This window comes from Pseudomonas sp. P1_F7 (assembly GCF_056405655.1).
In genome coordinates this window covers 116,554-140,532 of the sequence record NZ_JBFUBR010000017.1, presented here as the reverse complement: position 1 = coordinate 140,532, position 23,979 = coordinate 116,554, and the positions used below count along the sequence as shown (strand labels likewise).

Genomic DNA, 23,979 nt, shown 5'->3' with positions numbered 1-23,979 from the left:
GCATGAACAGCACGCTTATCCAGACAGACCGTTTCACCTTGAGTGAAACCGAGCGCTCGGCCATCGAGCACGAGTTGCATCACTACGAAGACCCGCGCGCGGCGTCGATCGAAGCCCTGAAGATCGTCCAGAAGGAACGTGGCTGGGTGCCGGACGGCGCTCTGTACGCCATCGGCGAGATCCTCGGCATCCCGGCCAGCGACGTTGAAGGCGTGGCGACTTTCTATAGCCAGATCTTCCGTCAGCCAGTGGGCCGTCACATCATTCGCGTCTGCGACAGCATGGTCTGCTACATCGGCGGCCACGAGTCCGTGGTCAGCGAAATCCAGAGCAAGCTGGGCATCGGCCTGGGTCAGACCACCGCCGACGGTCGTTTCACCCTGCTGCCGGTCTGCTGCCTCGGCAACTGCGACAAGGCGCCGGCGTTGATGATCGACGACGACACTTTCGGTGATGTACAGCCAGCCGGCGTTGCCAAATTGCTCGAGGGCTACGTATGACCCTGACTTCCTTCGGTCCTGCCAACCGCATCAAGCGTTCGGCAGAGACTCACCCGCTCACCTGGCGTCTGCGTGACGACGGCGAAGCCGTCTGGCTCGACGAGTACCAGGCCAAGAACGGTTACGCCGCTGCGCGCAAGGCCTTCGCCGACATGGCTCAGGACGACATCGTCCAGACCGTGAAAGATTCCGGCCTCAAGGGTCGCGGCGGTGCAGGCTTCCCCACTGGCGTGAAGTGGGGCCTGATGCCAAAGGACGAATCCATCAACATCCGCTACCTGCTGTGCAACGCGGATGAAATGGAACCCAACACCTGGAAAGACCGCATGCTGATGGAGCAACTGCCCCATCTGCTGATCGAAGGCATGCTGATCAGTGCCCGCGCGCTGAAAACCTACCGTGGCTACATCTTCCTGCGTGGCGAGTACACCACCGCCGCCAAGCACCTGAACCGTGCCGTGGAAGAAGCCAAGGCAGCTGGCCTGCTGGGCAAGAACATTCTGGGCAGCGGCTTCGATTTCGAGCTGTTCGTCCACACCGGCGCCGGGCGTTACATCTGCGGTGAAGAAACCGCATTGATCAACTCCCTGGAAGGCCGCCGCGCCAACCCGCGCTCCAAGCCGCCCTTCCCTGCCGCCGTAGGCGTGTGGGGCAAGCCGACTTGCGTGAACAACGTCGAGACCCTGTGCAACGTGCCGGCGATCATCGCCGACGGCGTGGACTGGTACAAATCGTTGGCTCGCGAAGGCAGCGAAGACATGGGCACCAAGCTCATGGGCTTCTCCGGCAAGGTCAAGAACCCGGGCCTGTGGGAGCTGCCGTTCGGCGTCACCGGTCGCGAGCTGTTCGAAGACTACGCCGGCGGCATGCGCGACGGTTACAAGCTCAAGTGCTGGCAGCCTGGCGGCGCCGGTACCGGCTTCCTGTTGCCGGAACACCTGGACGCACAAATGTACGCCGGCGGCATCGCCAAAGTGGGCACCCGTATGGGTACCGGCCTGGCCATGGCGGTGGACGACAGCGTCAACATGGTGTCCCTGCTGCGCAACATGGAGCAGTTCTTCGCCCGCGAATCCTGTGGTTTCTGCACCCCGTGCCGCGATGGCTTGCCATGGAGCGTCAAGCTCCTGATGGCCATCGAGAACGGCGAAGGCCAGCCAGGCGACATCGAGACCCTGCTGGGTCTGGTCGGCTTCCTCGGCCCGGGCAAGACCTTCTGTGCTCACGCACCGGGCGCCGTGGAGCCGTTGGGCAGCGCAATCAAATACTTCCGTCCAGAGTTCGAAGCCGGTATCGCGCCAGTCAGCGCCGCCGTCCCGCCTCTGGCAAGGCCGATTCTAGTCGGCGCGTAAACGCTTAAAAAAGGCGAAGGGTCCGTGCCCTTCGCTTTTCGTGTGATGACGCCTTTAACGGCTGTGTTGATTCACGCGGATAACAAGATTCCATTAGCCACGCCCGCTGACACCGGGCCAACGAAGAACTTTGAACCATGGCCACTATCCACGTAGACGGCAAAGAGCTCGAAGTCGACGGGGCAGACAACCTGTTACAGGCATGTCTGTCGCTAGGCCTCGATATCCCTTATTTCTGCTGGCACCCTGCCCTTGGCAGCGTTGGCGCTTGCCGCCAGTGCGCGGTCAAGCAGTACACCGACGAGAACGACACCCGTGGTCGTATCGTAATGTCCTGTATGACCCCTGCCACCGACGGCACCTGGATCTCCATCGAAGATGAAGAATCCAAGGCCTTCCGCGCCAGTGTTGTCGAATGGTTGATGACCAACCACCCTCACGACTGCCCGGTCTGTGAAGAAGGCGGTCACTGCCACCTGCAAGACATGACGGTAATGACCGGCCACAACGAGCGCCGTTACCGCTTCACCAAGCGTACCCACCAGAACCAGCAACTGGGCCCGTTCATTTCCCACGAGATGAACCGCTGCATCGCTTGCTATCGCTGCGTGCGCTTCTACAAGGACTACGCCGGCGGCACCGACCTCGGCGTGTACGGCGCCCACGACAACGTGTACTTCGGACGCGTTGAAGACGGCACCCTGGAAAGCGAGTTCTCCGGCAACCTCACCGAGGTCTGCCCGACCGGTGTGTTCACCGACAAGACTCACTCCGAGCGCTACAACCGCAAGTGGGACATGCAGTTCTCGCCGAGCATCTGCCATGGCTGCTCCAGCGGTTGCAACATCTCCCCGGGCGAGCGTTACGGCGAACTGCGTCGCATCGAAAACCGTTTCAACGGTTCGGTGAACCAGTACTTCCTGTGCGACCGTGGCCGTTTCGGCTATGGCTACGTCAACCGCGAAGACCGTCCACGTCAGCCGCAGCTGGCGGGTGGCACCAAGCTGAGCCTCGACGAAGCGCTGGATAAAGCCGCCGACCTGCTGCGCGGTCGCAACATCGTCGGTATCGGTTCGCCACGTGCCAGCCTCGAAAGCAACTACGCGTTGCGCGAACTGGTCGGCGCCGAGCACTTCTACTCGGGTATCGAAGCTGCCGAGCTGGAGCGCATCCGCCTGGTCCTGCAAGTGCTGAAAGACAGCCCGCTGCCAGTGCCGAACATGCGCGACATCGAAGACCACGACGCCGTGTTCGTCCTCGGTGAAGACCTGACCCAGACGGCTGCGCGCATGGCCCTGTCCCTGCGTCAATCGGTCAAGGGCAAGGCCGAAGACATGGCCGACGCCATGCGCGTCCAGCCTTGGCTCGACGCCGCGGTGAAGAACATCGGTCAGCACGCGCTGAACCCGCTGTTCATCGCAAGCCTGGCTGAAACCAAGCTCGACGACATCGCCGAAGAATGTGTTCACGCCGCTCCAGACGACCTGGCCCGCATCGGTTTCGCCGTGGCTCACGCCCTCGACGCCAGCGCTCCAGCCGTTGAAGGCCTGGACTGCGAAGCACTCGAGCTGGCCAAGCGCATCGCCGACGCCCTGCTCGCAGCCAAGCGTCCACTGATCATCGCCGGTACTTCCCTGGGCTCCAAAGCCTTGATCGAAGCCGCCGCGAACATCGCCAAAGCTCTGAAGCTGCGCGAGAAGAACGGTTCCATCAGCCTGATCGTGCCAGAGGCCAACAGCCTCGGCCTGGCCATGCTCGGTGGCGATTCGGTCGACGCCGCGCTGCAAGCCGTGATCTCTGGCCGTGCCGACGCCATCGTCGTGCTGGAAAACGATCTGTACACCCGTACCGACAAGGCCAAGGTCGATGCTGCACTGACCGCCGCCAAAGTGCTGATCGTCGCCGACCATCAGAAGACTGCCACCAGCGATCGCGCGCACCTGGTTCTGCCAGCCGCCAGCTTCGCTGAAGGCGACGGTACCCTGGTCAGCCAGGAAGGTCGCGCCCAGCGCTTCTTCCAGGTCTTCGATCCGAAGTACATGGATGCGAGCATCCTGGTTCACGAAGGCTGGCGCTGGCTGCATGCCCTGCGCGCGACCCTGCTGAACCAGCCGATTGACTGGACACAACTGGACCACGCCACCGCCGCCGTCGCTTCCAGCACATCGATTCTGAACCGCATCGTCGATGCCGCACCGTCCGCCGCGTTCCGCATCAAGGGCATGAAACTGGCCCGCGAACCGCTGCGTTACTCCGGTCGTACCGCCATGCGCGCCGACATCAGCGTGCACGAACCGCGTACCCCGCAGGACAAGGACACCGCGTTCAACTTCTCGATGGAAGGTTACTCGGGCTCGGCCGAACCGCGTCAGCAAGTGCCATTCGCCTGGTCTCCGGGCTGGAACTCGCCGCAGGCCTGGAACAAGTTCCAGGACGAAGTCGGCGGGCACATCCGCGCTGGCGACCCGGGCACCCGCCTGATCGAAAGCAGCGGTGACTCGCTGAACTGGTTCGCCAGCGTTCCGCGTGCGTTCAACCCGGCCCAGGGCACCTGGCAGGTTGTGCCGTTCTTCCACCTGTTCGGCAGCGAAGAGAACTCTTCGAAAGCCGCTCCGGTTCAGGAACGCATTCCGGCTGCTTATGTTGCTCTGGCCAAGTCCGAAGCCGACCGTCTGGGCGTCAACGACGGTGCCATGCTGAGCCTGAACGTGGCCGGCCAGACCCTGCGTCTGCCACTGCGTATCAATGAAGAGCTGGGCGCCGGTCTGGTGGCATTGCCTGCGGGCATCGCCGGCATTCCGCCAGCCATCTTTGGCAAATCCGTTGACGGTCTGCAGGAGGCAGCGCAATGACCTTGTTCACTCCTGAAGTGATCGACATCATCATCGCGGTCCTCAAGGCCGTGGTGATTCTGCTCGCCGTGGTGGTTTGCGGCGCCCTGCTGAGCTGGGTCGAGCGTCGTCTGCTCGCCCTCTGGCAGGACCGTTACGGTCCGAACCGCGTCGGCCCGTTCGGCGCGTTCCAGATCGCGGCCGACATGATCAAGATGTTCTTCAAGGAAGACTGGACCCCGCCGTTCGCCGACAAAGTGATCTTCACCCTGGCACCGGTCGTGGCCATGAGCGCCTTGCTGATTGCCTTCGCGATCATCCCGATCACCCCGACCTGGGGTGTGGCGGATATCAACATCGGCATCCTGTTCTTCTTCGCCATGGCCGGTCTGTCGGTCTACGCGGTGCTGTTCGCCGGCTGGTCGAGCAACAACAAGTTCGCCCTGTTGGGCAGCTTGCGGGCCTCGGCGCAAACCGTGTCGTACGAAGTGTTCATGGGCCTGTCGCTGATGGGCATCGTGATCCAGGTCGGCTCGTTCAACATGCGCGACATCGTTGAATATCAAGCGCAGAATCTGTGGTTTGTCATTCCGCAGATCTTCGGTTTCCTGACCTTCTTCATTGCTGGCGTCGCCGTGACTCACCGTCACCCCTTCGACCAGCCGGAAGCGGAACAGGAACTGGCCGACGGTTACCACATTGAATACGCCGGCATGAAATGGGGCATGTTCTTCGTCGGCGAGTACATCGGCATCGTGCTGATTTCGGCGCTGCTGGTGACGTTGTTCTTCGGTGGCTGGCACGGTCCGTTCGGCATCCTGCCGCAGATCCCGTTCATCTGGTTCGCACTGAAAACCGCGTTCTTCATCATGTTCTTCATCCTGCTGCGCGCCTCGATTCCGCGCCCACGGTATGACCAAGTGATGGATTTCAGCTGGAAGTTCTGCCTGCCGCTGACCCTCGTCAACATGCTGGTGACCGCTGCGATCGTGTTGCTCAACACGCCCGCCGTCGCGGCTCAGTGAGGATAGAGAATCATGAAGTACATATTTGACATCGTGCATGGCTTCTACACCCAGCTTCGCAGCCTGGTGATGATTTTCGGCCACGCCTTCCGCAAGCGCGATACGCTGCAGTACCCGGAAGAACCGGTCTACCTGCCGCCGCGCTACCGTGGACGTATCGTCCTGACCCGCGACCCCGACGGTGAAGAGCGTTGTGTTGCGTGCAACCTGTGCGCCGTGGCGTGCCCGGTCGGTTGCATCTCGCTGCAGAAAGCTGAAACCGAAGACGGTCGCTGGTACCCGGACTTCTTCCGCATCAACTTCTCGCGCTGCATTTTCTGCGGCCTCTGCGAGGAAGCCTGCCCGACCACCGCGATCCAGCTGACGCCGGATTTCGAAATGGCCGAGTTCAAACGTCAGGACCTGGTTTACGAGAAAGAAGATCTGCTGATCTCCGGCCCCGGCAAAAACCCTGATTACAACTTCTATCGTGTTGCAGGTATGGCGATTGCCGGGAAGCCGAAAGGCTCCGCGCAGAATGAAGCCCAGCCGATCAACGTGAAGAGCTTGCTGCCTTAAGGAAGAAAGATGGAATTCGCTTTCTATTTCGCATCGGGTATCGCTGTGGTGTCCACGCTTCGCGTGATCACCAACACCAACCCTGTGCACGCCCTGCTCTACCTGATCATTTCGCTGATCGCCGTGGCGATGACGTTCTTCGCCCTCGGCGCACCGTTTGCCGGTGTCCTGGAAGTGATCGCCTACGCCGGCGCCATCATGGTGCTGTTCGTGTTCGTGGTGATGATGCTGAACCTGGGCCCGGCCTCGGCTCAGCAAGAGCGCGCCTGGCTCAAGCCCGGCATCTGGGGCGGCCCGGTCGCCCTCGCAGCCTTGCTGCTGGTGGAACTGCTGTACGTGCTGCTCTCCCACCAGAGCGGCCAGGCCGTCGGCCACACCACCGTAGACGCCAAGGCCGTGGGCATCAGCCTGTTCGGTCCTTACCTGCTGGTGGTCGAACTCGCCTCGATGCTGCTGCTCGCCGCAGCCGTCACGGCGTTCCATTTGGGCCGTAACGAAGCCAAGGAGCAATGACGATGCCTGCTATCCCTATGGAGCATGGTCTGGCGGTCGCCGGCATCCTGTTCTGCCTCGGTCTGGTCGGCCTGATGGTCCGCCGCAACATCCTCTTCGTGCTGATGAGCCTGGAGGTCATGATGAATGCCTCCGCTTTGGCGTTCATCGTTGCCGGTAGCCGCTGGGCGCAGCCGGATGGACAGATCATGTTCATCCTGGTGATCAGCCTGGCAGCCGCCGAGGCCAGTATTGGCCTGGCGATCCTGCTGCAACTGTATCGCCGCTTCCACACGCTCGATATCGACGCTGCCAGTGAGATGCGCGGATGAACCTTCTCTATCTGACTTTCCTGTTCCCTCTGATCGGTTTTGTGCTGCTGGCGTTCTCCCGGGGACGCCTCTCGGAAAACCTCTCGGCGCTAATCGGCGTCGGCTCCATTGGCCTGTCTGCGATCGTCGCGTCCTATGTGATCTGGCAATTCAACGTCGCCCCGCCGGAAGGTGGTCACTACACTCAGGTGCTGTGGCAATGGATGGCGGTGGAAGGCTTCACGCCGAACTTCGCCCTGCACCTGGACGGCCTGTCGGTGACCATGCTCGGTGTGGTCGTCGGCGTCGGCTTCCTGATCCACCTGTTCGCCTCCTGGTACATGCGCGGTGAAGACGGCTACTCGCGCTTCTTCGCCTACACCAACCTGTTTATCGCCAGCATGCTGTTCCTGGTCCTGGCCGATAACCTGCTGTTCGTGTACTTCGGCTGGGAAGGCGTGGGCCTGTGCTCGTACCTGTTGATCGGTTTCTACTACAGCAACCGCAACAACGGTAACGCCGCACTCAAGGCCTTCATCGTGACCCGTATCGGCGACGTGTTCATGGCCATCGGCCTGTTCATTCTGTTTGCCCAACTGGGCACGCTGAACATTCAGGAGCTGCTGGTGCTGGCTCCACAGAAATTCCAGTCCGGCGACTTCTGGATGGTCCTGGCCACCCTGATGCTGCTGGGCGGCGCTGTCGGTAAATCCGCACAACTGCCGCTGCAAACCTGGCTGGCGGACGCAATGGCCGGCCCGACTCCGGTTTCGGCACTGATCCACGCCGCAACTATGGTGACCGCGGGCGTCTACCTGATCGCCCGTACCCACGGCCTGTTCACCCTGGCACCGGAAATCCTGCACCTGGTAGGAGTCGTCGGTGGCGTGACCCTGGTTCTGGCAGGCTTCGCGGCTCTGGTTCAGACCGACATCAAGCGTATCCTCGCCTACTCGACCATGAGCCAGATCGGCTACATGTTCCTGGCCCTGGGCGTCGGTGCCTGGGATGGCGCGATCTTCCACCTGATGACCCACGCCTTCTTCAAGGCCCTGCTGTTCCTTGCGTCCGGTTCGGTGATCGTTGCCTGCCACCACGAGCAGAACATCTTCAAGATGGGCGGCCTGTGGAAGAAACTGCCACTGGCCTACGCCAGCTTCATCGTCGGCGGCGCGGCCCTGGCGGCCCTGCCTCTGGTGACCGCGGGCTTCTACTCCAAGGACGAAATCCTCTGGGAAGCGTTCGCCAGCGGCAACAACGGTCTGCTCTATGCAGGTCTGGTCGGCGCGTTCATGACTTCGCTCTACACCTTCCGCCTGATCTTCATCGCGTTCCACGGTGAAGTGAAGACCGAAGCCCACGCCGGTCACGGCATTGCCCACTGGCTGCCACTGTCGGTGCTGATCGTATTGTCCACCGCCATCGGCGCGATGATCGTTCCACCGCTGCACGGCGTGCTGCCGGAAAGCGTCGGCCATGCCGGCGGCGAAGCCAAGCACAGCCTGGAAATCGCCTCGGGCGCCATCGCCCTGTCCGGTATCCTGCTGGCCGCGCTGCTGTTCCTTGGCAAGCGTCGCTTCGTGACTGCGATCGCCAACAGCGGCATCGGCCGTTTCCTCTCGGCCTGGTGGTTCGCTGCCTGGGGCTTCGACTGGATCTACGACAAACTGTTCGTCAAGCCATACCTGGCGATCAACCATATCCTGCGCAAAGACCCGCTCGACCAGACCATCGGTCTGATCCCGCGCATGGCCAAAGGCGGTCACACCGCCCTGAGCCGTACCGAGACCGGTCAACTGCGTTGGTACGCCGCCTCGATGGCTGCTGGTGCCGTGCTGGTCATTGGCGCCGTCGTGCTGGTAGCGGTCTGACATGAACCTTGCGAATTTGCGAAAGGAAACGAACCCGTCATGATTCTGCCTTGGCTAATCCTGATCCCCTTCATCGGCGGCCTGCTGTGCTGGATGGGTGAGCGCTTCGGCGCTACCCTCCCGCGCTGGATTGCGCTGATCACCATGTCCCTGCTGCTCTCCCTCGGCCTCTGGCTGTGGGCCAACGGTGACTATTCATTTGCACCGGCACCTGGCGCCGATCCGACCTGGGTGATTGAATTCAAGCACGTCTGGATCCAGCGCTTCGGCATCAACGTGCACCTGGCCCTCGACGGCCTGTCGCTGTTGATGATCCTGCTGACCGGCTTGCTGGGTGTGCTCTCGGTACTCTGCTCGTGGAAAGAGATCCAGCGTCATGTGGGCTTCTTCCACCTGAACCTGATGTGGATCCTGGGCGGTGTCGTCGGCGTGTTCCTCGCCCTCGACCTGTTCATGTTCTTCTTCTTCTGGGAAATGATGCTGGTGCCGATGTACTTCCTCATCGCGCTCTGGGGTCACAGTTCTTCGGACGGCAAGAAAACCCGGATCTACGCGGCGACCAAGTTCTTCATCTTCACTCAGGCTTCCGGCCTGATCATGCTGGTGGCGATCCTGGGCCTGGTACTGGTCAACTTCAACGACACCGGCGTAATTACCTTCAACTACGCCGACCTGTTGAAAACCAAGATGTCGATGACCACCGAGTACATCCTGATGCTCGGCTTCTTCATCGCCTTCGCGGTCAAGCTGCCGGTCGTACCGTTCCACTCCTGGTTGCCTGACGCTCACGCCCAGGCGCCGACCGCAGGTTCCGTCGACCTCGCCGGTATCTTGCTGAAAACCGCTGCCTACGGCCTGCTGCGTTTCGCTCTGCCGCTGTTCCCGAATGCTTCGGCCGAGTTCGCGCCGTTTGCGATGACCCTGGGTCTGATCGGGATCTTCTACGGTGCGTTCCTGGCGTTCGCGCAGACCGACATCAAGCGTCTGATTGCCTTCTCGTCCGTTTCCCACATGGGCTTCGTACTGATCGGCATCTACTCCGGCAGCCAACTGGCGCTGCAGGGTGCGGTGATGCAGATGCTGGCCCACGGTCTGTCGGCCGCGGCACTCTTTATCCTGAGCGGCCAGTTGTACGAACGCACCCACACCCGCGACATGCGTGAAATGGGTGGCCTGTGGTCGAAGATCGCTTACCTGCCGGCCCTCAGCCTGTTCTTCGCCGCCGCGTCGTTGGGCTTGCCGGCGACCGGTAACTTTGTCGGTGAGTTCCTGATCCTGATCGGCACCTTCGCCAGCGCGCCATGGGTCACCGTGATCGCGACGTCCGGTCTGGTGTTCGGTTCGGTCTACTCGCTGATCATGGTACACCGTGCCTTCTTCGGCCCGTCCAAGTCGGACGCGGTACTGCATGGCATGGACGGTCGCGAACTGATCATGGTGGTCGGTCTGGCCGCACTGCTGATTTACATCGGCGTGTACCCACAACCGTTCCTCGATACCTCTGCCGCTACGATGCATGGCGTGCAGCAGTGGCTCGGCACCGCCTTCACTCAACTCGCTTCGGCCCGGTAAGAGCGCTATGGAATTCACGACTCAACACTTTATCGCGCTAGCGCCGCTGTTGATCACCAGCGCCACGATCATCGTGGTGATGCTGGCGATCGCCTGGCGCCGCAACCACTCCCAGACCTTCCTGCTCTCGGTGGCGGGTCTGAACCTGGCTTTGCTGTCGATCCTGCCAGCCTTGAAGGTCGCGCCATTGGCTGTGACCCCACTGCTGCAAATCGATAGCTTCGCTTGCTTGTACATGGCGCTAATCCTGGTCGCCACCCTCGCTTGTGTGACCCTCGCCCATGCCTACCTCGGCGATGGCGGCACGGGTTACCCGGGCAACCGTGAAGAACTGTACCTGCTGATCCTGATGGCCGCCGCCGGTGGCCTGGTGTTGGTCAGCGCGCAGCACCTGGCCGGGTTGTTCGTCGGTCTGGAACTGCTCTCGGTACCGGTCTACGGTCTGGTGGCCTATGCCTTCTTCAACAAGCGCTCGCTGGAAGCCGGCATCAAGTACATGGTGCTGTCGGCGGCCGGTTCCGCGTTCCTGTTGTTCGGTATGGCCCTGCTCTACGCTGACGCCGGTTCCCTGAGCTTTGTCGGTATCGGCCAGGCCCTGGCGGCTACTGGTCTGCCAAGCTCGCTGGCGCAACTGGGCCTGGGCATGATGCTGATCGGCCTGGCGTTCAAGCTGTCGCTGGTACCGTTCCACCTCTGGACTCCGGACGTGTACGAAGGTGCTCCGGCACCGGTGGCAGCGTTCCTGGCTACCGCTTCCAAGGTTGCCGTGTTCGCAGTGATGGTGCGTCTGTTCCAGATCTCGCCAGCGGCGAGCAGCGGCGTGCTGAGCAACGTGCTGACCATCATCGCCATCGCGTCGATTCTGTTCGGTAACCTGCTGGCCCTGACCCAGAGCAACCTCAAGCGTCTGCTGGGTTACTCGTCCATCGCCCACTTCGGCTACCTGCTGATCGCCCTGGTGGCGAGCAAGGGTCTGGCCGTGGAAGCCATCGGCGTGTACCTGGTCACCTACGTGATCACCAGCCTCGGCGCGTTCGGCGTAATCACCCTGATGTCCTCGCCGTACAAAGGCCGTGACGCAGACGCCCTGTACGAATACCGCGGCCTGTTCTGGCGCCGTCCGTACCTGACCGCCGTACTGACCGTGATGATGCTGTCCCTGGCCGGTATCCCGCTGACCGCGGGCTTCATCGGCAAGTTCTACATCATCGCCACCGGTGTCGAATCGCACCAATGGTGGCTGGTCGGCTCCCTGGTACTGGGCAGCGCCATCGGCGTGTTCTACTACCTGCGTGTGATGGTCACCCTGTACCTGATCGAACCGAACCTGCGTCGCGTCGACGCCCAGCTGCACTGGGAACAACGTGCAGGCGGCGTGATGCTGCTGGCCATCGCGGTCCTGGCGTTCTTCCTCGGCCTGTACCCACAACCGCTGCTGAACCTGGTTCAACAGTCGGGCCTGGCGGGTTGATCACTTGAGCGACACTTGGTAGAAAACGGAAACGGCACCTTCGGGTGCCGTTTTTGCGTTTGGGAATTCAAAAGCAAAGATCGCAGCCTGCGGCAGCTCCTACAACAGGATGGCCTACACCCTGTAGGAGCTGCCGCAGGCTGCGATCTTTTGAACTTCTTACCCTACCCCTTTCAGGAAGATGCTTGCACGACGGTATGCAATAGCTGACATCCGATCATCGCTACCGAGCGCTATGGTGCGTGAAAAACCATTCGGAGCACTCCATGAAACGGGAAACCTATACGTTGCGGGACAGCAGTTTTGATTACTCACCCAATTTGACACATGACGATTTGACCTATCGTCAGCTTGCCTTTGTCGGCGCCCTAAATTCTGGCTATATTTGTCCAGAATTCAGGAGAAACGCCATGATCGTCGTTCCGCTGGCCGAAGCAAAAAACAACCTGTCCAAACTCGTCGATGACGCGGCTGCCGGACAGATCATCACGATTGCCAAACATGGTCGGGCCCTTGCGCGTCTGGTTCCGGTGGGAAAAACCCGCGGACAGCGTATCGGAGCGATGAAAGGCAAACTGGTGCTTCCCGAAGACTTTGACGCCTCACTGCCGGACGACATGCTCGATGCTTTTGAAGGCACTCAAGAATGAGGCTTCTGCTCGACACGCATATTCTGCTCTGGACGCTCAGCGATGACCCCAGGCTATCCGGCAAAGCCAGAAAGCTCATTGAGAGTGCTGCCGACATTTACATCAGCGCAGCGACATTCTGGGAGATGGCGATCAAGGTCGGGCTGGGAAAGCTGAACGTTGACCTGGAAGAAATCCGCCAGTACTGCCTCGACAGCGGGTTCATCGAGCTGCCTGTGACCTCAGAACACGCCATTGCCGTGAAGGACCTCGAACATCACCATCGGGACCCGTTTGACCGCCTCATTGTTGCAACGGCCATGACAGAACCCATGAAACTTCTCACCGCCGATCCATTGGTTGCCAGGTACACGGATCTGGCTGTTTTGGCCTGATCGGGCAACACCAGATGCACATGACGAAATTGTAATCCCCCCATCACCTTGGCTTTATCCGCAGCTTGCAACGATGTCACCCGGCGACCATGCCGGCGGGCCCTTGCCCGCCGAACAACAAAACCGTCGGTACAGGGCGGTCGTAGATTGAGAATCTGTAGGGGGGATCCGATGTCAGACAGGTGGAAGCGGTGTCAGCCGCCACGATTGCGGCAATCGCCTGCCACGGTGTATTCGATGGTGTTGAGCTGGCCCTTTGAATCTTCATAGGTCATGGCAGTAGGCACCACGGCACAAGCAACTTGCGGCCGCACAACGCTCACCACTTTCACCACATCCAGTTTCATCCCGTATTCGTAGTCTTTCACCACTGGCGCAGGTTTGCCCTGGTTGGCCGCGTACTGCTCCATGGCTTTGACGTTGGCACTGAACGCCCTCTCAAACGTCCTATCACCGCCGCCTTCTGCCAGCGCATTCAACGACATCGCCATCACACCGACGAACGCCATCAACTTAAAAACTCTCATATCCAATATCTTCAAATCCAGGCTCAAAAAAAAGCCCACCATCGGCATTCGATGACGGGCTAGTTCCACTGCGACACGCTTACAAGTCTTTGGTCTTGCCGTCCTTCTTTTCATTCAACACGACGGGGTCACGCGCCTGTTCTTTGGCGACAAACGTCTCCACCGAACGGTCATTGGCCGCCATCATTTTTTCAAAGGCTCTGTCGCCGCCACCTTCAGCCAAAACAACAGAAGACATCACCAACGCCGCTGCAAACGCACTCAGTTCTGCAAGTTTCATGTTTGATTCCTCGTTTAATTAACTAACGAGGTCAAGGTAACAATCCGAACCTTTCATGACGGTGGCGCGGAAATTACATATCCGTTATGTAGCCTGAAAGGTATCTGTGGCGAGGGAGCTTGCTCCCGCCGGGTCGCTTGCTCGCGAAAGCGGTCCATCAGGCACAAAGTAAAACGGCACCTTTCGGTGCCGTTAGCGTTTCACATCACAGACGATTACTTACGCGCCGCCTCCCAAGACTTCAGCAATTCGGCATAGCTCACGGTCTCGCCCTTAGGCTTCTCGTTCGCCAGTTTCGGCTTCGGTGCGCCCGGCTGGTCGAACCAGTATTGAGCGTCGCGCTCGGGGTTCATTTTCGGGGCGCAGGTGGCTTGTGCCTTCGAGCGTTCCAGACGGGTCATGATTGCGTCCTGATCCTTGGCCAGGCCGTCCAGCGCCTCTTGCGGGGTTTTCTCGCCGCTGGCGGCTTCGGCGATGTGGCTCCACCACAACTGCGCGAGGCGAGGATAATCAGGCACGTTGGTCCCGGTCGGGGTCCATTGCACACGGGCCGGGCTGCGATAGAACTCCACCAGGCCACCGAGCTTCGGCGCCAGGTCGGTCATCGCTTGCGAGTTGATGTCCGACTCGCGGATCGGCGTCAGGCCGACGATGGTTTTCTTCAGCGAGACGGTTTTCGAGGTCACGAACTGCGCGTAGAGCCAGGCCGCGAGTTTCTGTTTCTCAGGCGTGGATTTCATGAAGGTCCAGGAACCCACGTCCTGATACCCCAGCTTCATGCCCTCCTCCCAGTAAGGCCCGCGCGGTGACGGCGCCATGCGCCATTTCGGCGTGCCGTCGGCGTTCATCACCGCCAGGCCCGGTTTGGTCATGTCGGCGGTGAAGGCGGTGTACCAGAAAATCTGCTGGGCGATGTTGCCCTGGGATGGCACCGGACCCGATTCGGAGAAGGTCATGCCCGCCGCTTCCGGTGGTGCGTACTTCTTCAACCAGTCAACGTATTTGGTGGTGGCGAACACCGCCGCCGGCCCGTTGGTGTCGCCGCCGCGGGTCACGCTGGAACCGACCGGATGGCAGTCCTCGACACGAATGCCCCACTCGTCCACCGGCAAGCCGTTGGGGATGCCCTTGTCGCCGCCACCGGCCATGGAGAACCAGGCATCGGTGAAGCGCCAGCCCAGGGACGGGTCTTTCTTGCCGTAGTCCATGTGCCCGTAGACACGCTTGCCATCGATTTCCTTGACGTCTTCGCTGAAGAACTTGGCAATGTCTTCATAGGCTGACCAGTTCACCGGCACGCCCAGGTCATAGCCGTACTTTTCCTTGAACTTGGCCTTGAGGTCTGCGCGTTCGAACCAGTCGGCGCGGAACCAGTACAGGTTGGCGAACTGCTGGTCAGGCAATTGATAGATCTTGCCGTCCGGCGCGGTGGTGAACGAGATGCCGATGAAGTCCTTGATGTCCAGGGTCGGCGAGGTGAAGTTCTTGCCCTCGTTGGCCATCAGGTCGGTGATCGATTCGGTCTTGCCGTAGCGAAAGTGCGTGCCGATCAGGTCCGAGTCGTTGACCCAGCCGTCATAGATGCTCTTGTCCGACTGCATCACGGTCTGCAGTTTTTCCACCACGTCGCCTTCTTGCAGCAAGTCGTGGGTCACTTTGATGCCGGTGATTTCGGTGAAGGCCTTGGCCAGCACCTTGGACTCGTACTCGTGGGTGGCAATGGTTTCCGACACCACCTTGATGTTCATCCCGCGGAACGGTTCCGCCGCCTTGATGAACCACTTCAGTTCTTCCAGTTGTTGTTCGGCCGTGAGTGTGGACGGCTTGAATTCACTGCCGACCCATTTCTTCGCGGCATCTTCGTAGGCATCGGCCCAGGCCGAAGCGCTCAAACCGCTGAGTGCCAGCATGGCTGCCAATGAAATGCTATGTCGCAGCTTATTGTTTTTGTCGAACATAGAGACCTCCTGTTTAGATTTCGGAGCAACATTGCCGAGCGATTCGACTAGCCCCAACGCATCACAGCCAACAGCCACACCAGGGACATCGCGAAAGCGACCCAGATGCTCCAGTCGGTGACGCCGATTACCAGCAAGTGCAGGTAGGCGCTGCCGAGAAGACCGATAAACAAGCGATCGCCACGGGTGGTGGCAATCGGCAGAAAACCACGCCGAAGGATGCTCGGCGAACGTAATTCCCAGGTGGTCATGACCACCAGGAACAGGGCAATCACGCTGAAGAATGCCGCCGTGGGGACGGTCCAGCTCATCCATTCCATCATCAGTTCCTCATACCCGACCCAGGGCAAAGCCCTTGGCCACGTGGTTGCGAACAAACCAGATCACCAGCATGCCTGGCAGAATGGTCAACACCCCCGCCGCCGCCAGCACCCCCCAGTCGATACCGGACGCCGAGACGGTGCGGGTCATCACCGCCGCGATCGGCTTGGCGTTCACCGAGGTGAGGGTTCGCGCCAGCAGCAGTTCGACCCAGGAAAACATGAAGCAGAAGAACGCCGTCACGCCGATGCCGGAGCCGATCAGCGGGATGAAAATCTTCACGAAGAACTTGGGAAAGCTATAACCATCGATGTAGGCGGTTTCATCGATTTCCTTGGGTACGCCGGACATGAAGCCTTCGAGGATCCACACCGCCAACGGCACGTTGAACAGGCAGTGGGCCAGCGCCACGGCGATGTGGGTGTCGAACAAGCCGATCGACGAATACAGCTGGAAGAACGGCAACAGGAACACCGCCGGTGGTGCCATGCGGTTGGTCAGCAACCAGAAGAACAAGTGCTTGTCGCCAAGGAAGCGATAGCGCGAGAAGGCATAGGCCGCCGGCAACGCCACGGTCAGGGAAATGATCGTATTGAGGCTCACGTAGTACGCCGAGTTGATGTAACCGGTGTACCAGCTCGGATCGGTGAAGATCACCTTGTAGTTAGCCAGGGTGAAATCCTGTGGGAAAAGCGTCAGGCCGCCGAGGATTTCAGTGTTGCTCTTGAAGGACATGTTCAGCAGCCAGTAGATCGGCACCAGCAGGAACAGGATGTAGAGCAGCAAGGGGATAAGCTTTCTTTTGCTCATGGCGCAGGCCTCAACGGTTGGCGTCAGAGTGAGTCATGGCGGTGTAGAACAGCCAGGACACCAACAGGATGATCAGGAAGTACACCAGCGAGAATGCCGCTGCCGGCCCCAGGTCGAATTGCCCTACGGCCATCTGGGTCAAGGTCTGACTGAGGAAGGTCGTGGCATTGCCCGGACCGCCGCCCGTGAGTACGAACGGTTCGGTGTAGATCATGAAACTGTCCATGAAGCGCAGCATCACGGCGATCAGCAGCACACTCTTGAGCTTGGGCAACTGGATATGCCGGAACACCGCCCAGGCTGAGGCACGGTCGATCCGCGCCGCCTGGTAATACACATCCGGAATCGCTCGCAACCCGGAGAAGCACAACAGCGCCACCAGCGAGGTCCAGTGCCAGACGTCCATGATCAGCACCGTGACCCAGGCGTCCATGGTGTTCGCCGCATAGTTGTAGCTGATGCCCATGGCCTTGAGACTCGCCCCCAGCAGGCCGATATCGGCGCGGCCGAAGATCTGCCAGATGGTGCCGACCACGTTCCACGGGATCAGCAACGGGATCGCCAGCACGATCAACACCACCGAAGACCAGCGGCCCTTGGTCGGCATGGTCAGGGCGATGGCGATGCCCAGCGGAATTTCGATCAGCAGCACACATGCCGAATAGATGAACTGGCGCAGCAACGAGTCATGCAGCCTAGGGTCGAGTAGTACCTGCTTGTACCAGTCGGCGCCGACGAAATAGCGGCTGGACTGGTCGAAGATGTCCTGCACCGAATAGTTGACGACGGTCATCATCGGGATCACCGCACTGAACGCCACCAGCAGGAACACCGGCAGCACCAGCCACCAGGCCTTGTTGTTCTGCACCTTGTTCATGGCTGCACCTCAATGTTGGCTTGGGTTTCCAGGAGGAATTCGTCGACATAGACCATCAGCCATTGCGCCGGAAAACTGATGTAGGCCGTGCCTTGCGGCACCGGTTTGTCTTCGGCCAGACGCACCTTCAGGGGGGCGCCATCGAGGTTGAGGGTCATGATCTTGTAGGTGCCCAGATCTTCGACGTGTACGACCTGTGCCCGCAGCGCGTCATCAAAGGCTTCGTCCCACACATGGACGAACTCCGGACGAATGCCGACCTTGAGGGTTTTCCACTCGGATTCAGCAATACGCTGCTGCATGGCCTCGGACAGCGGTAGATGGGTCGAGGCGAACCCGACGCCACCCGGTTGCGGCTGCACGTCGATCAGGTTCATTCCCGGACTGCCAATGAAATAGCCGACAAAGGTGTGGCTCGGACGCTCGAACAACTCCCTTGGCGTACCGAACTGCACGATCTGCCCGCCGTACATCACCGCAATCTTGTCGGCGAAGGTCGAAGCCTCGAGTTGATCGTGGGTGACGTAGACCATGGTGATGTTGAATTGCTCGTGGATCTGTTTGAGCTTGCGCCGCAGCTTCCACTTCAAGTGTGGGTCGATCACCGTCAGCGGCTCGTCGAACAGGATCGCCGATACGTCATCGCGCACCAGCCCGCGGCCCATGGAGACTTTCTGTTTTTCGTCGGCGGTGAGGTTGCGCGCCTTTTTGCTCAGCAGGTTCTGCAGGTCGAGGACTTCGGCGATCTCCTGCACCTTGGTATGAATTCTTGCCTCGGCCATGCCCTGGTTGCGTAACGGGAAGGCCAGGTTGTCGAACACCGTCATGGTGTCGTAGACCACCGGAAACTGGAAAACCTGGGCGATGTTGCGCTTCTCCGGGGTCAGGTCATTGACCGCTTTGCCGTCGAACAGCACATGGCCCTGGGACGGGCTGAGCAGCCCGGAAATGATGTTGAGCAAGGTTGATTTGCCGCAACCCGATGGCCCGAGCAAGGCGTAGGCGCCGCCCTGCTCCCAGATGTGATCCATCTCGCGGATCGCGTAATCCTCAGGTCCCACCGGGGTCTTGGTGTAACTGTGGGCGAGGCTCTGCAAACGGATTTCGGCCATCAGGCAACCCTCATGACACGCCGGCCCGGCGCCTGGACCAGCCGCCCCTGCGTATCGAACACAAACAGTTTATGGGTCGGGATGTAGATGCGGATCGGCGCATCGACGTCGTATTCGTGAACACCCGGCAAGTGCAGCACCAACAGGAAGTGCTCGTTGCGTACGTGCAGGAAGGTTTCCGAGCCGCTGATCTCAGCCACCTCGACGGTCACCGCCAGTTCAAGATCATCATCATTGCTCGGCACCAGCGAGATATGGCTGGGCCGCACGCCGAAGCGAAACTCGCCCTCGCCCACCGGACGCAAATCGACGTTCAGCGGGAAGTGCACGAAGTTGGCGAAACTCACTTCGTTGCCGGCAATGCGCCCCGGCATCAGATTGATCGGCGGCTCGGAGAACAGCTCGGCCGCCAGCACCGTTTGCGGCTGGTGATAGACCGAGGAAGACCGGCCGCTCTGGATCACCCGGCCTTCATGAAGAATGGTCGTGGTACCGCCCAGGGCCAGGGCCTCGTTGGGTTCGGTGGTGGCGTAGATCGCGATGGTATGGCGCGCCTTGAACAGCTCGCGCATTTCCTGGCGCAGCTCTTCACGCAACTTGTAGTCGAGGTTGACCAGTGGCTCGTCGAACAGGATCAGCTCGGCATCCTTGACCAGCGCCCGGGCCATGGCCGTGCGCTGCTGCTGGCCGCCGGAGAGTTCGAGGGGATGGCGCTGGAGGAATTTCTCGATGCGCAGCATCTTCGCGGTTTCCAGCACCTTGCTCTGGATCAGCTCGCTGGATACACCGGCCTGGCGCAGCGGCGAGGCGATGTTCTCGAATACGGTCATGGTCGGATAATTGATGAACTGCTGATACACCATTGACACGTTGCGCAGGCGCACCGGGCGCTGGGTGACATCGACGCCGTTCATCAGGATGCGGCCGCTGTCGGGCTTGTCCAGACCGGCCATCAGGCGCATCAGGCTGGTTTTGCCGGACAAGGTGCGACCCAGCAAAACGTTGAAGGAACCGGGTTCAAAACTCAGGTTGGCATCGTCGATCCAGGTCTGGCCCTCGACGGTGCGGCTGACGTGCTCCAGGGTGAGTGACATGGCTCGGCCTTTTTTGTTTTTGGAGTCAAGCGACCGGAGCGATAAAGCGACATCCGTGCCAAAAATTTCAAGCCATTGATTCACCTTGAAATTATTGAAAACCACGGCAAAACAGCGTTCGTTGCTGAACACAAATGAACAATCGGAAATGAACAATTGAACAGTTCACCCATTGACAGTGAACAATAGTGAACAACAATCTAGACACCGTTCACGCCCCCCTGTAGGAGCTGCCGAAGGCTGCGATCTTTTGATCTTGTTTTTGAGGGCAAAATCAAAAGATCGCAGCCTGCGGCAGCTCCTACCGGGATCGGCGTTACCCCATAAAAACAATAAGAATGCTGATTCAGAGATCGACTGCCATGGCCGCACCCGCATCGCCGCTGTCCCACGACGCCATCATCCAGGACTCCTGGTCCCGATGCCGCGCGTTCGGCCTCAGTCATCAGAGCACGCCGGCATTCGACCAATTGCCGGCCGAGGGCATCGCGCAACTGCTGGAGAGTCAGCATTCGCTGGTGCAAACCACCCACCAGGAAGTGTTGCCCTACTACGAGAACATCCTGAGCAATTCCAATTGCCTGATCATGCTCGCCGACCATCACGGCCAGGTGCTCACGTCTTGGGGAACACAGCGCTTTATCGAACCCAAACTGGCCCGGGGTTTCAGCACCGGCGCCAGCTGGATGGAACGCTGCACCGGTACTAACGCCATTGGCACTGCCCTGGCCTGCGAGCAAGCGGTGCACATCGAGCACGACGAACATTTCCTCAAGGCCAACCGCTTCATGACCGGTTCCGCCGCGCCGATTTTCGATGCCGAGCGCAAGGTGATCGCGGTGCTGGACGTGTCCAGTGACAGCTACCTGCCGCCTTCCCACACCCTGGGCATGGTCAAGATGATGAGCCAGTCCGTGGAAAACCGGCTGATCCTCAACCTGTTCCATGGCCGGCATTTCCAGCTCACGTTCAATACCGGCCTGAACAACCTCGACAGCCAATGGGCCGGCTTGCTGATCTTCGATGAAACCGGCCAAGTGCTATCGGCCAATCGGCGGGCCGACAATCTGCTGGGCATCAGCCTGTCGCGGGTCAGTGTCGAGAGCCTGTTCAAGGTCTCGCTGCTGGAACTGCTCAATCAGCCCGAAGGCCTGCCCTTCGCCCTGCAAACCTCTGGGCACAACCGCTTCCAGTGCCTGCTGAAAAGACCGAAGCAGGTTCCGATTCAGCCGCGGCTTTTTTCAGAAAACAAGAGTGCTGAAAACAAGAGCGCCGAACCTGCCGTGACGGGCCCGACACCGGCGCCCATCAGCCTCAACACCCTGCATTTCGGCGACAGCCGCGTGGAAAAAGCCGTGCGTCAGGCCGAGCGCTTGCTGGAAAAAGACATTCCATTGCTGATCCACGGCGAAACCGGCGTCGGCAAGGAAGTGTTCGTCAAAGCCCTGCACCAGGCCAGCTCGCGCAGCAAACAAGCGTTCATCGCCGTCAACTGTGCGGCGATTCCCGCCGAACTCGTGGAATCCGAGTTATTCGGTTATGAGAAAGGCGCGTTCACCGGCGCCAACCAGAAAGGCAGCATCGGGCTGATCCGCAAGGCTGACAAAGGCACGCTGTTCCTTGATGAAATCGGTGATATGCCGCTGCCAACACAGGCGCGACTGTTGCGGGTGTTGCAGGAGCGTTGCGTGCAGCCGGTGGGCAGCAGCGAGTTGTTCCCGGTGGACTTGCGCATCATTTCAGCGACCAATCGCTCGTTGCGCGAACAGGTACAACTGGGGCGTTTTCGCGAGGATTTGTACTACCGCATCGGCGGTTTGACCCTGGAGTTGCCACCGCTGCGCGAGCGCAGCGACAAGCAGGCGCTGTTCAAACGTCTATGGGAGCAGCACCGAGAGCCGAGCCAGTGGGCCGGTTTGAGCCGTGAGGTGCTGGAGTTGTTCGACCGCCATCCCTGGCCGGGCAACCTGCGCCAGGTCAGCAGCGTGATGCAGGTAGCGCTGGCCATGGCCGAGGAACAACCGGTGCGGCCGGAGCATTTGCCGGATGACTTTTTTGTCGATCTGGAGATGGGGCCGGTGGAGTCGCAAGAGCCACTGGCGGTTGATCTTGATGATGCCGAGGAGTTGAATCGGCAGTTACAGGCGGTTGGGGGGAATATTTCCCATCTGGCGCGGCGGTTGGGGGTTAGCCGCAATACCCTTTACAAGCGATTGCGCCAGTCGGAGTGACGGGTGGACCTCACCCTTTGTGTTTGGCTTGAGACCATCGTCGGATCGCCGCCCGGAGCAAGTCAGATCGCCGCACCGCCGCTCCCAGTGGTATCTAGAGGACTTTCACCTCCAAGTCACCAGCGAGGCCACCACAGCCAAGTTGGTTGCGCTTACGCGCAATGCGCCATGCCTGGCGCACAAAAAAATAGGGGCCGAAGCCCCTGTCACGAATGACGCAAGTTCTACACACTATATTTTTGCGGAGCGCATTGAATTTTCTGAATTAGTTTATAACCGAAACTAATACCTTGCCGCTCAATCAACCTCTCGGTAATAACGGCAATTAAATAAGTAAAGAGAACCACCAAAACATAAGACACCAAGAACTTAAGCAAGGGATTGATATCACTAAAAAAATGGCCAAAAAACAAAGGCACAACATTCCAAGCAAAGACAAAGTGAAATATATACATAGAGAATGACAGGCGACCGATTTTTCCTATAGCGGCCTTATGACTACCTATCCTCGACACCAACTCCATCAGAGAGGTGAAAAGAACCGCGGAGAGCCCTGGCGTAAAAGCGGCTGCCGATTCAGATACCCAAAACCAACACCCAACCAGCAGAATCCCGACCACAGCAGAAACAATAGCCAGATGCAAATTAGATATGTCATCCCTGTTATCTTTAAAATAAAAATATGCCCCCATCCCAACAAGAAAAACCGGAAGCTGATTAATTATATTAAAGTAAAGAAAGCCGTTGTTTACGAACTGCACCTTAAAAACCCTGCTTAAAACCTCCCTTTCCAGAATTAGATTAACCACCAAAACGGAGATAAGAAGCAGCGCTAAAAATTTTATATCTCTATGCTTAACGACTTTCTTTACAACAGGAAAAAGCATTGGGAATATTAAATAAAACGCCATTTCCGTTCCGATCGACCAACCGCCTGGCACAATCGTATTATTCGCACCAGGCACAAACCCATGAACAAAAAAAACATTAGCCATTATATTTTTTAAGTTATAACTACCCACACCAAAAAGCGCAGTAGCTGAATACTGACTATCCAAATATCTAACAACAAAATAAATCACTATACCCATATAATACAAAGGCGCAATTCTGAAAAAACGGCGAATATAGAATGCAGACACGCTATTCCTCTCGCCACTTCTACGCTCGAATGACATACAAAGTGTATAAGCAGATACCACAAAAAACAGCTGAACCCCGAACTGGCCCAGCCCTATGAATTTTCTAGCCAGCTCTCCTATACCGGGTACAAGCTGTGATGTATGCACAAACATCACCAGTAAAATTGCTACACCTCGCGCCGCATCAATGCTGTTTTCTTTCTGATGCACAGTCTCGCCCCCTTCCACAGAAAAATCTGTGCAAAATGTTAGCACGGGCGAAGCGGAGGCTGGCTCCTTTGTCTGTTTCCCAAGCCGTAAAAGAAGCGAGAAACATAGAACACACAAGCAATCAAGCAGACTACTGCAAACACTTCAAATTTATCACCACCGAAAGCGAACTCCGAAATATTTAGAGCGTGATTGTTTGTAGCTTGGCAGGAAGTGATGCAGCTCTTGTGGCATCAGCTATGAATGCTGCCGCATCACTCGGACTCGGCGCCGGTCCAGGAACATGAGTGTGCGCAGCCAACTGGCTGTTCATTTGCCGCACCAGGTCAATAGGGCGGCTAGGTGGGCTCTGGTACCTCCCCCGGCAAACTAGCTATCCTTCACGCAAGCAATCTGTGTGGGGCTCAATG

General features: G+C 59.1%; 22 protein-coding genes. 13 read left to right on the top strand and 9 right to left on the bottom strand.

Annotated elements, in window-relative coordinates:
* Positions 1 to 2: 2 nt before the first annotated feature.
* The 12 genes from nuoE (at position 3) to AC1D1M_RS24245 (ending at position 13,007) form a co-directional block, all read left to right on the top strand.
* A complete protein-coding gene (nuoE, locus tag AC1D1M_RS24300; RefSeq protein ID WP_008020715.1) occupies positions 3 to 500 on the top strand; it encodes an NADH-quinone oxidoreductase subunit NuoE in 498 nt (165 codons plus the stop codon).
* On the top strand, positions 497 to 1,852 hold the full coding sequence (gene nuoF / locus AC1D1M_RS24295) for an NADH-quinone oxidoreductase subunit NuoF (RefSeq protein ID WP_008053446.1): 1,356 nt from the start codon (positions 497 to 499) through the stop codon (positions 1,850 to 1,852). The genes nuoE and nuoF overlap by 4 nt, the downstream gene beginning before the upstream one ends.
* A gap of 137 nt (positions 1,853 to 1,989) precedes the next feature.
* Positions 1,990 to 4,704, top strand: a complete 2,715-nt coding sequence (nuoG, locus tag AC1D1M_RS24290) for an NADH-quinone oxidoreductase subunit NuoG (RefSeq protein WP_477777567.1) — start codon at positions 1,990 to 1,992, stop codon at positions 4,702 to 4,704.
* Positions 4,701 to 5,708 carry an NADH-quinone oxidoreductase subunit NuoH gene (gene nuoH, locus AC1D1M_RS24285; RefSeq protein ID WP_046037838.1) on the top strand — a complete coding sequence of 336 codons (1,008 nt, stop codon included), beginning with the start codon at positions 4,701 to 4,703 and terminating at the stop codon, positions 5,706 to 5,708. The genes nuoG and nuoH overlap by 4 nt, the downstream gene beginning before the upstream one ends.
* Before the next feature lie 12 nt (positions 5,709 to 5,720).
* Positions 5,721 to 6,266: an NADH-quinone oxidoreductase subunit NuoI gene (gene nuoI, locus AC1D1M_RS24280; protein WP_015094374.1), complete on the top strand. Its 546-nt coding sequence runs from the start codon at positions 5,721 to 5,723 to the stop codon at positions 6,264 to 6,266.
* A gap of 9 nt (positions 6,267 to 6,275) precedes the next feature.
* A complete protein-coding gene (nuoJ, locus tag AC1D1M_RS24275; protein WP_477777566.1) occupies positions 6,276 to 6,779 on the top strand; it encodes an NADH-quinone oxidoreductase subunit J in 504 nt (167 codons plus the stop codon).
* Between the two features lie 2 nt (positions 6,780 to 6,781).
* A complete protein-coding gene (gene nuoK / locus AC1D1M_RS24270; protein WP_007946416.1) occupies positions 6,782 to 7,090 on the top strand; it encodes an NADH-quinone oxidoreductase subunit NuoK in 309 nt (102 codons plus the stop codon).
* On the top strand, positions 7,087 to 8,940 hold the full coding sequence (gene nuoL, locus AC1D1M_RS24265) for an NADH-quinone oxidoreductase subunit L (protein ID WP_477777565.1): 1,854 nt from the start codon (positions 7,087 to 7,089) through the stop codon (positions 8,938 to 8,940). Before nuoK ends, nuoL begins: the two co-directional genes overlap by 4 nt.
* A gap of 39 nt (positions 8,941 to 8,979) precedes the next feature.
* The gene (gene nuoM, locus AC1D1M_RS24260; protein WP_258615901.1) at positions 8,980 to 10,512 is read left to right on the top strand and encodes an NADH-quinone oxidoreductase subunit M; all 1,533 of its coding nucleotides are present in this window, start codon (positions 8,980 to 8,982) and stop codon (positions 10,510 to 10,512) included.
* Between the two features lie 7 nt (positions 10,513 to 10,519).
* Complete coding sequence (gene nuoN, locus AC1D1M_RS24255) at positions 10,520 to 11,983, top strand: NADH-quinone oxidoreductase subunit NuoN (protein WP_108217843.1); 1,464 nt, start codon at positions 10,520 to 10,522, stop codon at positions 11,981 to 11,983.
* Positions 11,984 to 12,249: 266 nt separating this feature from the next.
* The gene (locus AC1D1M_RS24250; RefSeq protein ID WP_477777564.1) at positions 12,250 to 12,633 is read left to right on the top strand and encodes a type II toxin-antitoxin system Phd/YefM family antitoxin; all 384 of its coding nucleotides are present in this window, start codon (positions 12,250 to 12,252) and stop codon (positions 12,631 to 12,633) included.
* Positions 12,630 to 13,007, top strand: a complete 378-nt coding sequence (locus AC1D1M_RS24245) for a type II toxin-antitoxin system VapC family toxin (RefSeq protein WP_477777563.1) — start codon at positions 12,630 to 12,632, stop codon at positions 13,005 to 13,007. The genes AC1D1M_RS24250 and AC1D1M_RS24245 overlap by 4 nt, the downstream gene beginning before the upstream one ends.
* A 194-nt stretch (positions 13,008 to 13,201) precedes the next feature.
* Here the strand turns inward: AC1D1M_RS24245 and AC1D1M_RS24240 are convergent, their stop codons facing one another.
* The 8 genes from AC1D1M_RS24240 to AC1D1M_RS24205 form a co-directional block, all read right to left on the bottom strand.
* Positions 13,202 to 13,534 (bottom strand): DUF2790 domain-containing protein, encoded by a 333-nt coding sequence (locus AC1D1M_RS24240; protein WP_477777562.1) that lies wholly within the window; start codon positions 13,532 to 13,534, stop codon positions 13,202 to 13,204.
* Between the two features lie 79 nt (positions 13,535 to 13,613).
* Positions 13,614 to 13,814 (bottom strand): co-regulatory protein PtrA N-terminal domain-containing protein, encoded by a 201-nt coding sequence (locus AC1D1M_RS24235; protein ID WP_477777561.1) that lies wholly within the window; start codon positions 13,812 to 13,814, stop codon positions 13,614 to 13,616.
* A gap of 215 nt (positions 13,815 to 14,029) precedes the next feature.
* Positions 14,030 to 15,772, bottom strand: coding sequence for an ABC transporter substrate-binding protein (locus AC1D1M_RS24230; protein ID WP_477777560.1), 1,743 nt, complete (start codon positions 15,770 to 15,772; stop codon positions 14,030 to 14,032).
* 47 nt (positions 15,773 to 15,819) lie between these two features.
* Positions 15,820 to 16,092 (bottom strand): DUF2160 domain-containing protein, encoded by a 273-nt coding sequence (locus AC1D1M_RS24225; protein WP_477777664.1) that lies wholly within the window; start codon positions 16,090 to 16,092, stop codon positions 15,820 to 15,822.
* Positions 16,093 to 16,102: 10 nt separating this feature from the next.
* On the bottom strand, positions 16,103 to 16,903 hold the full coding sequence (locus AC1D1M_RS24220) for a carbohydrate ABC transporter permease (protein ID WP_110662253.1): 801 nt from the start codon (positions 16,901 to 16,903) through the stop codon (positions 16,103 to 16,105).
* A 10-nt stretch (positions 16,904 to 16,913) separates the two neighbouring features.
* Positions 16,914 to 17,780 (bottom strand): carbohydrate ABC transporter permease, encoded by an 867-nt coding sequence (locus AC1D1M_RS24215; RefSeq protein WP_477777559.1) that lies wholly within the window; start codon positions 17,778 to 17,780, stop codon positions 16,914 to 16,916.
* The gene (locus AC1D1M_RS24210) at positions 17,777 to 18,892 is read right to left on the bottom strand and encodes an ABC transporter ATP-binding protein (protein WP_477777558.1); all 1,116 of its coding nucleotides are present in this window, start codon (positions 18,890 to 18,892) and stop codon (positions 17,777 to 17,779) included. The genes AC1D1M_RS24215 and AC1D1M_RS24210 overlap by 4 nt, the downstream gene beginning before the upstream one ends.
* Positions 18,892 to 19,986 carry an ABC transporter ATP-binding protein gene (locus AC1D1M_RS24205; protein ID WP_477777557.1) on the bottom strand — a complete coding sequence of 365 codons (1,095 nt, stop codon included), beginning with the start codon at positions 19,984 to 19,986 and terminating at the stop codon, positions 18,892 to 18,894. Before AC1D1M_RS24205 ends, AC1D1M_RS24210 begins: the two co-directional genes overlap by 1 nt.
* A gap of 362 nt (positions 19,987 to 20,348) precedes the next feature.
* Between AC1D1M_RS24205 and AC1D1M_RS24200 the strand changes: the two genes are divergently transcribed.
* Positions 20,349 to 22,217: a sigma-54-dependent Fis family transcriptional regulator gene (locus tag AC1D1M_RS24200; RefSeq protein WP_477777556.1), complete on the top strand. Its 1,869-nt coding sequence runs from the start codon at positions 20,349 to 20,351 to the stop codon at positions 22,215 to 22,217.
* A gap of 224 nt (positions 22,218 to 22,441) precedes the next feature.
* On the opposite strand, the gene AC1D1M_RS24195 is transcribed toward AC1D1M_RS24200, so the two are convergent.
* Positions 22,442 to 23,569: an acyltransferase family protein gene (locus AC1D1M_RS24195; protein WP_477777555.1), complete on the bottom strand. Its 1,128-nt coding sequence runs from the start codon at positions 23,567 to 23,569 to the stop codon at positions 22,442 to 22,444.
* Positions 23,570 to 23,979 lie beyond the last annotated feature (410 nt).

Bases quoted from the DNA above. Each gene is read 5' to 3' on its own strand.
- nuoE (WP_008020715.1), top strand. From the start codon at position 3: ATGAACAGCACGCTTATCCAGACAGACCGTTTCACCTTGAGTGAAACC.
- AC1D1M_RS24235 (WP_477777561.1), bottom strand. From the start codon at position 13,814: ATGAAACTTGCAGAACTGAGTGCGTTTGCAGCGGCGTTGGTGATGTCT.
- AC1D1M_RS24225 (WP_477777664.1), bottom strand. From the start codon at position 16,092: ATGGAATGGATGAGCTGGACCGTCCCCACGGCGGCATTCTTCAGCGTG.
- AC1D1M_RS24220 (WP_110662253.1), bottom strand. From the start codon at position 16,903: ATGAGCAAAAGAAAGCTTATCCCCTTGCTGCTCTACATCCTGTTCCTG.
- nuoI (WP_015094374.1), top strand. From the start codon at position 5,721: ATGAAGTACATATTTGACATCGTGCATGGCTTCTACACCCAGCTTCGC.
- nuoJ (WP_477777566.1), top strand. From the start codon at position 6,276: ATGGAATTCGCTTTCTATTTCGCATCGGGTATCGCTGTGGTGTCCACG.
- AC1D1M_RS24210 (WP_477777558.1), bottom strand. From the start codon at position 18,892: ATGGCCGAAATCCGTTTGCAGAGCCTCGCCCACAGTTACACCAAGACC.
- nuoG (WP_477777567.1), top strand. From the start codon at position 1,990: ATGGCCACTATCCACGTAGACGGCAAAGAGCTCGAAGTCGACGGGGCA.
- nuoH (WP_046037838.1), top strand. From the start codon at position 4,701: ATGACCTTGTTCACTCCTGAAGTGATCGACATCATCATCGCGGTCCTC.
- AC1D1M_RS24205 (WP_477777557.1), bottom strand. From the start codon at position 19,986: ATGTCACTCACCCTGGAGCACGTCAGCCGCACCGTCGAGGGCCAGACC.
- AC1D1M_RS24245 (WP_477777563.1), top strand. From the start codon at position 12,630: ATGAGGCTTCTGCTCGACACGCATATTCTGCTCTGGACGCTCAGCGAT.
- AC1D1M_RS24200 (WP_477777556.1), top strand. From the start codon at position 20,349: ATGGCCGCACCCGCATCGCCGCTGTCCCACGACGCCATCATCCAGGAC.
- nuoN (WP_108217843.1), top strand. From the start codon at position 10,520: ATGGAATTCACGACTCAACACTTTATCGCGCTAGCGCCGCTGTTGATC.
- nuoM (WP_258615901.1), top strand. From the start codon at position 8,980: ATGATTCTGCCTTGGCTAATCCTGATCCCCTTCATCGGCGGCCTGCTG.
- AC1D1M_RS24215 (WP_477777559.1), bottom strand. From the start codon at position 17,780: ATGAACAAGGTGCAGAACAACAAGGCCTGGTGGCTGGTGCTGCCGGTG.
- AC1D1M_RS24230 (WP_477777560.1), bottom strand. From the start codon at position 15,772: ATGTTCGACAAAAACAATAAGCTGCGACATAGCATTTCATTGGCAGCC.
- nuoF (WP_008053446.1), top strand. From the start codon at position 497: ATGACCCTGACTTCCTTCGGTCCTGCCAACCGCATCAAGCGTTCGGCA.
- nuoL (WP_477777565.1), top strand. From the start codon at position 7,087: ATGAACCTTCTCTATCTGACTTTCCTGTTCCCTCTGATCGGTTTTGTG.
- AC1D1M_RS24250 (WP_477777564.1), top strand. From the start codon at position 12,250: ATGAAACGGGAAACCTATACGTTGCGGGACAGCAGTTTTGATTACTCA.
- AC1D1M_RS24240 (WP_477777562.1), bottom strand. From the start codon at position 13,534: ATGAGAGTTTTTAAGTTGATGGCGTTCGTCGGTGTGATGGCGATGTCG.
- nuoK (WP_007946416.1), top strand. From the start codon at position 6,782: ATGCCTGCTATCCCTATGGAGCATGGTCTGGCGGTCGCCGGCATCCTG.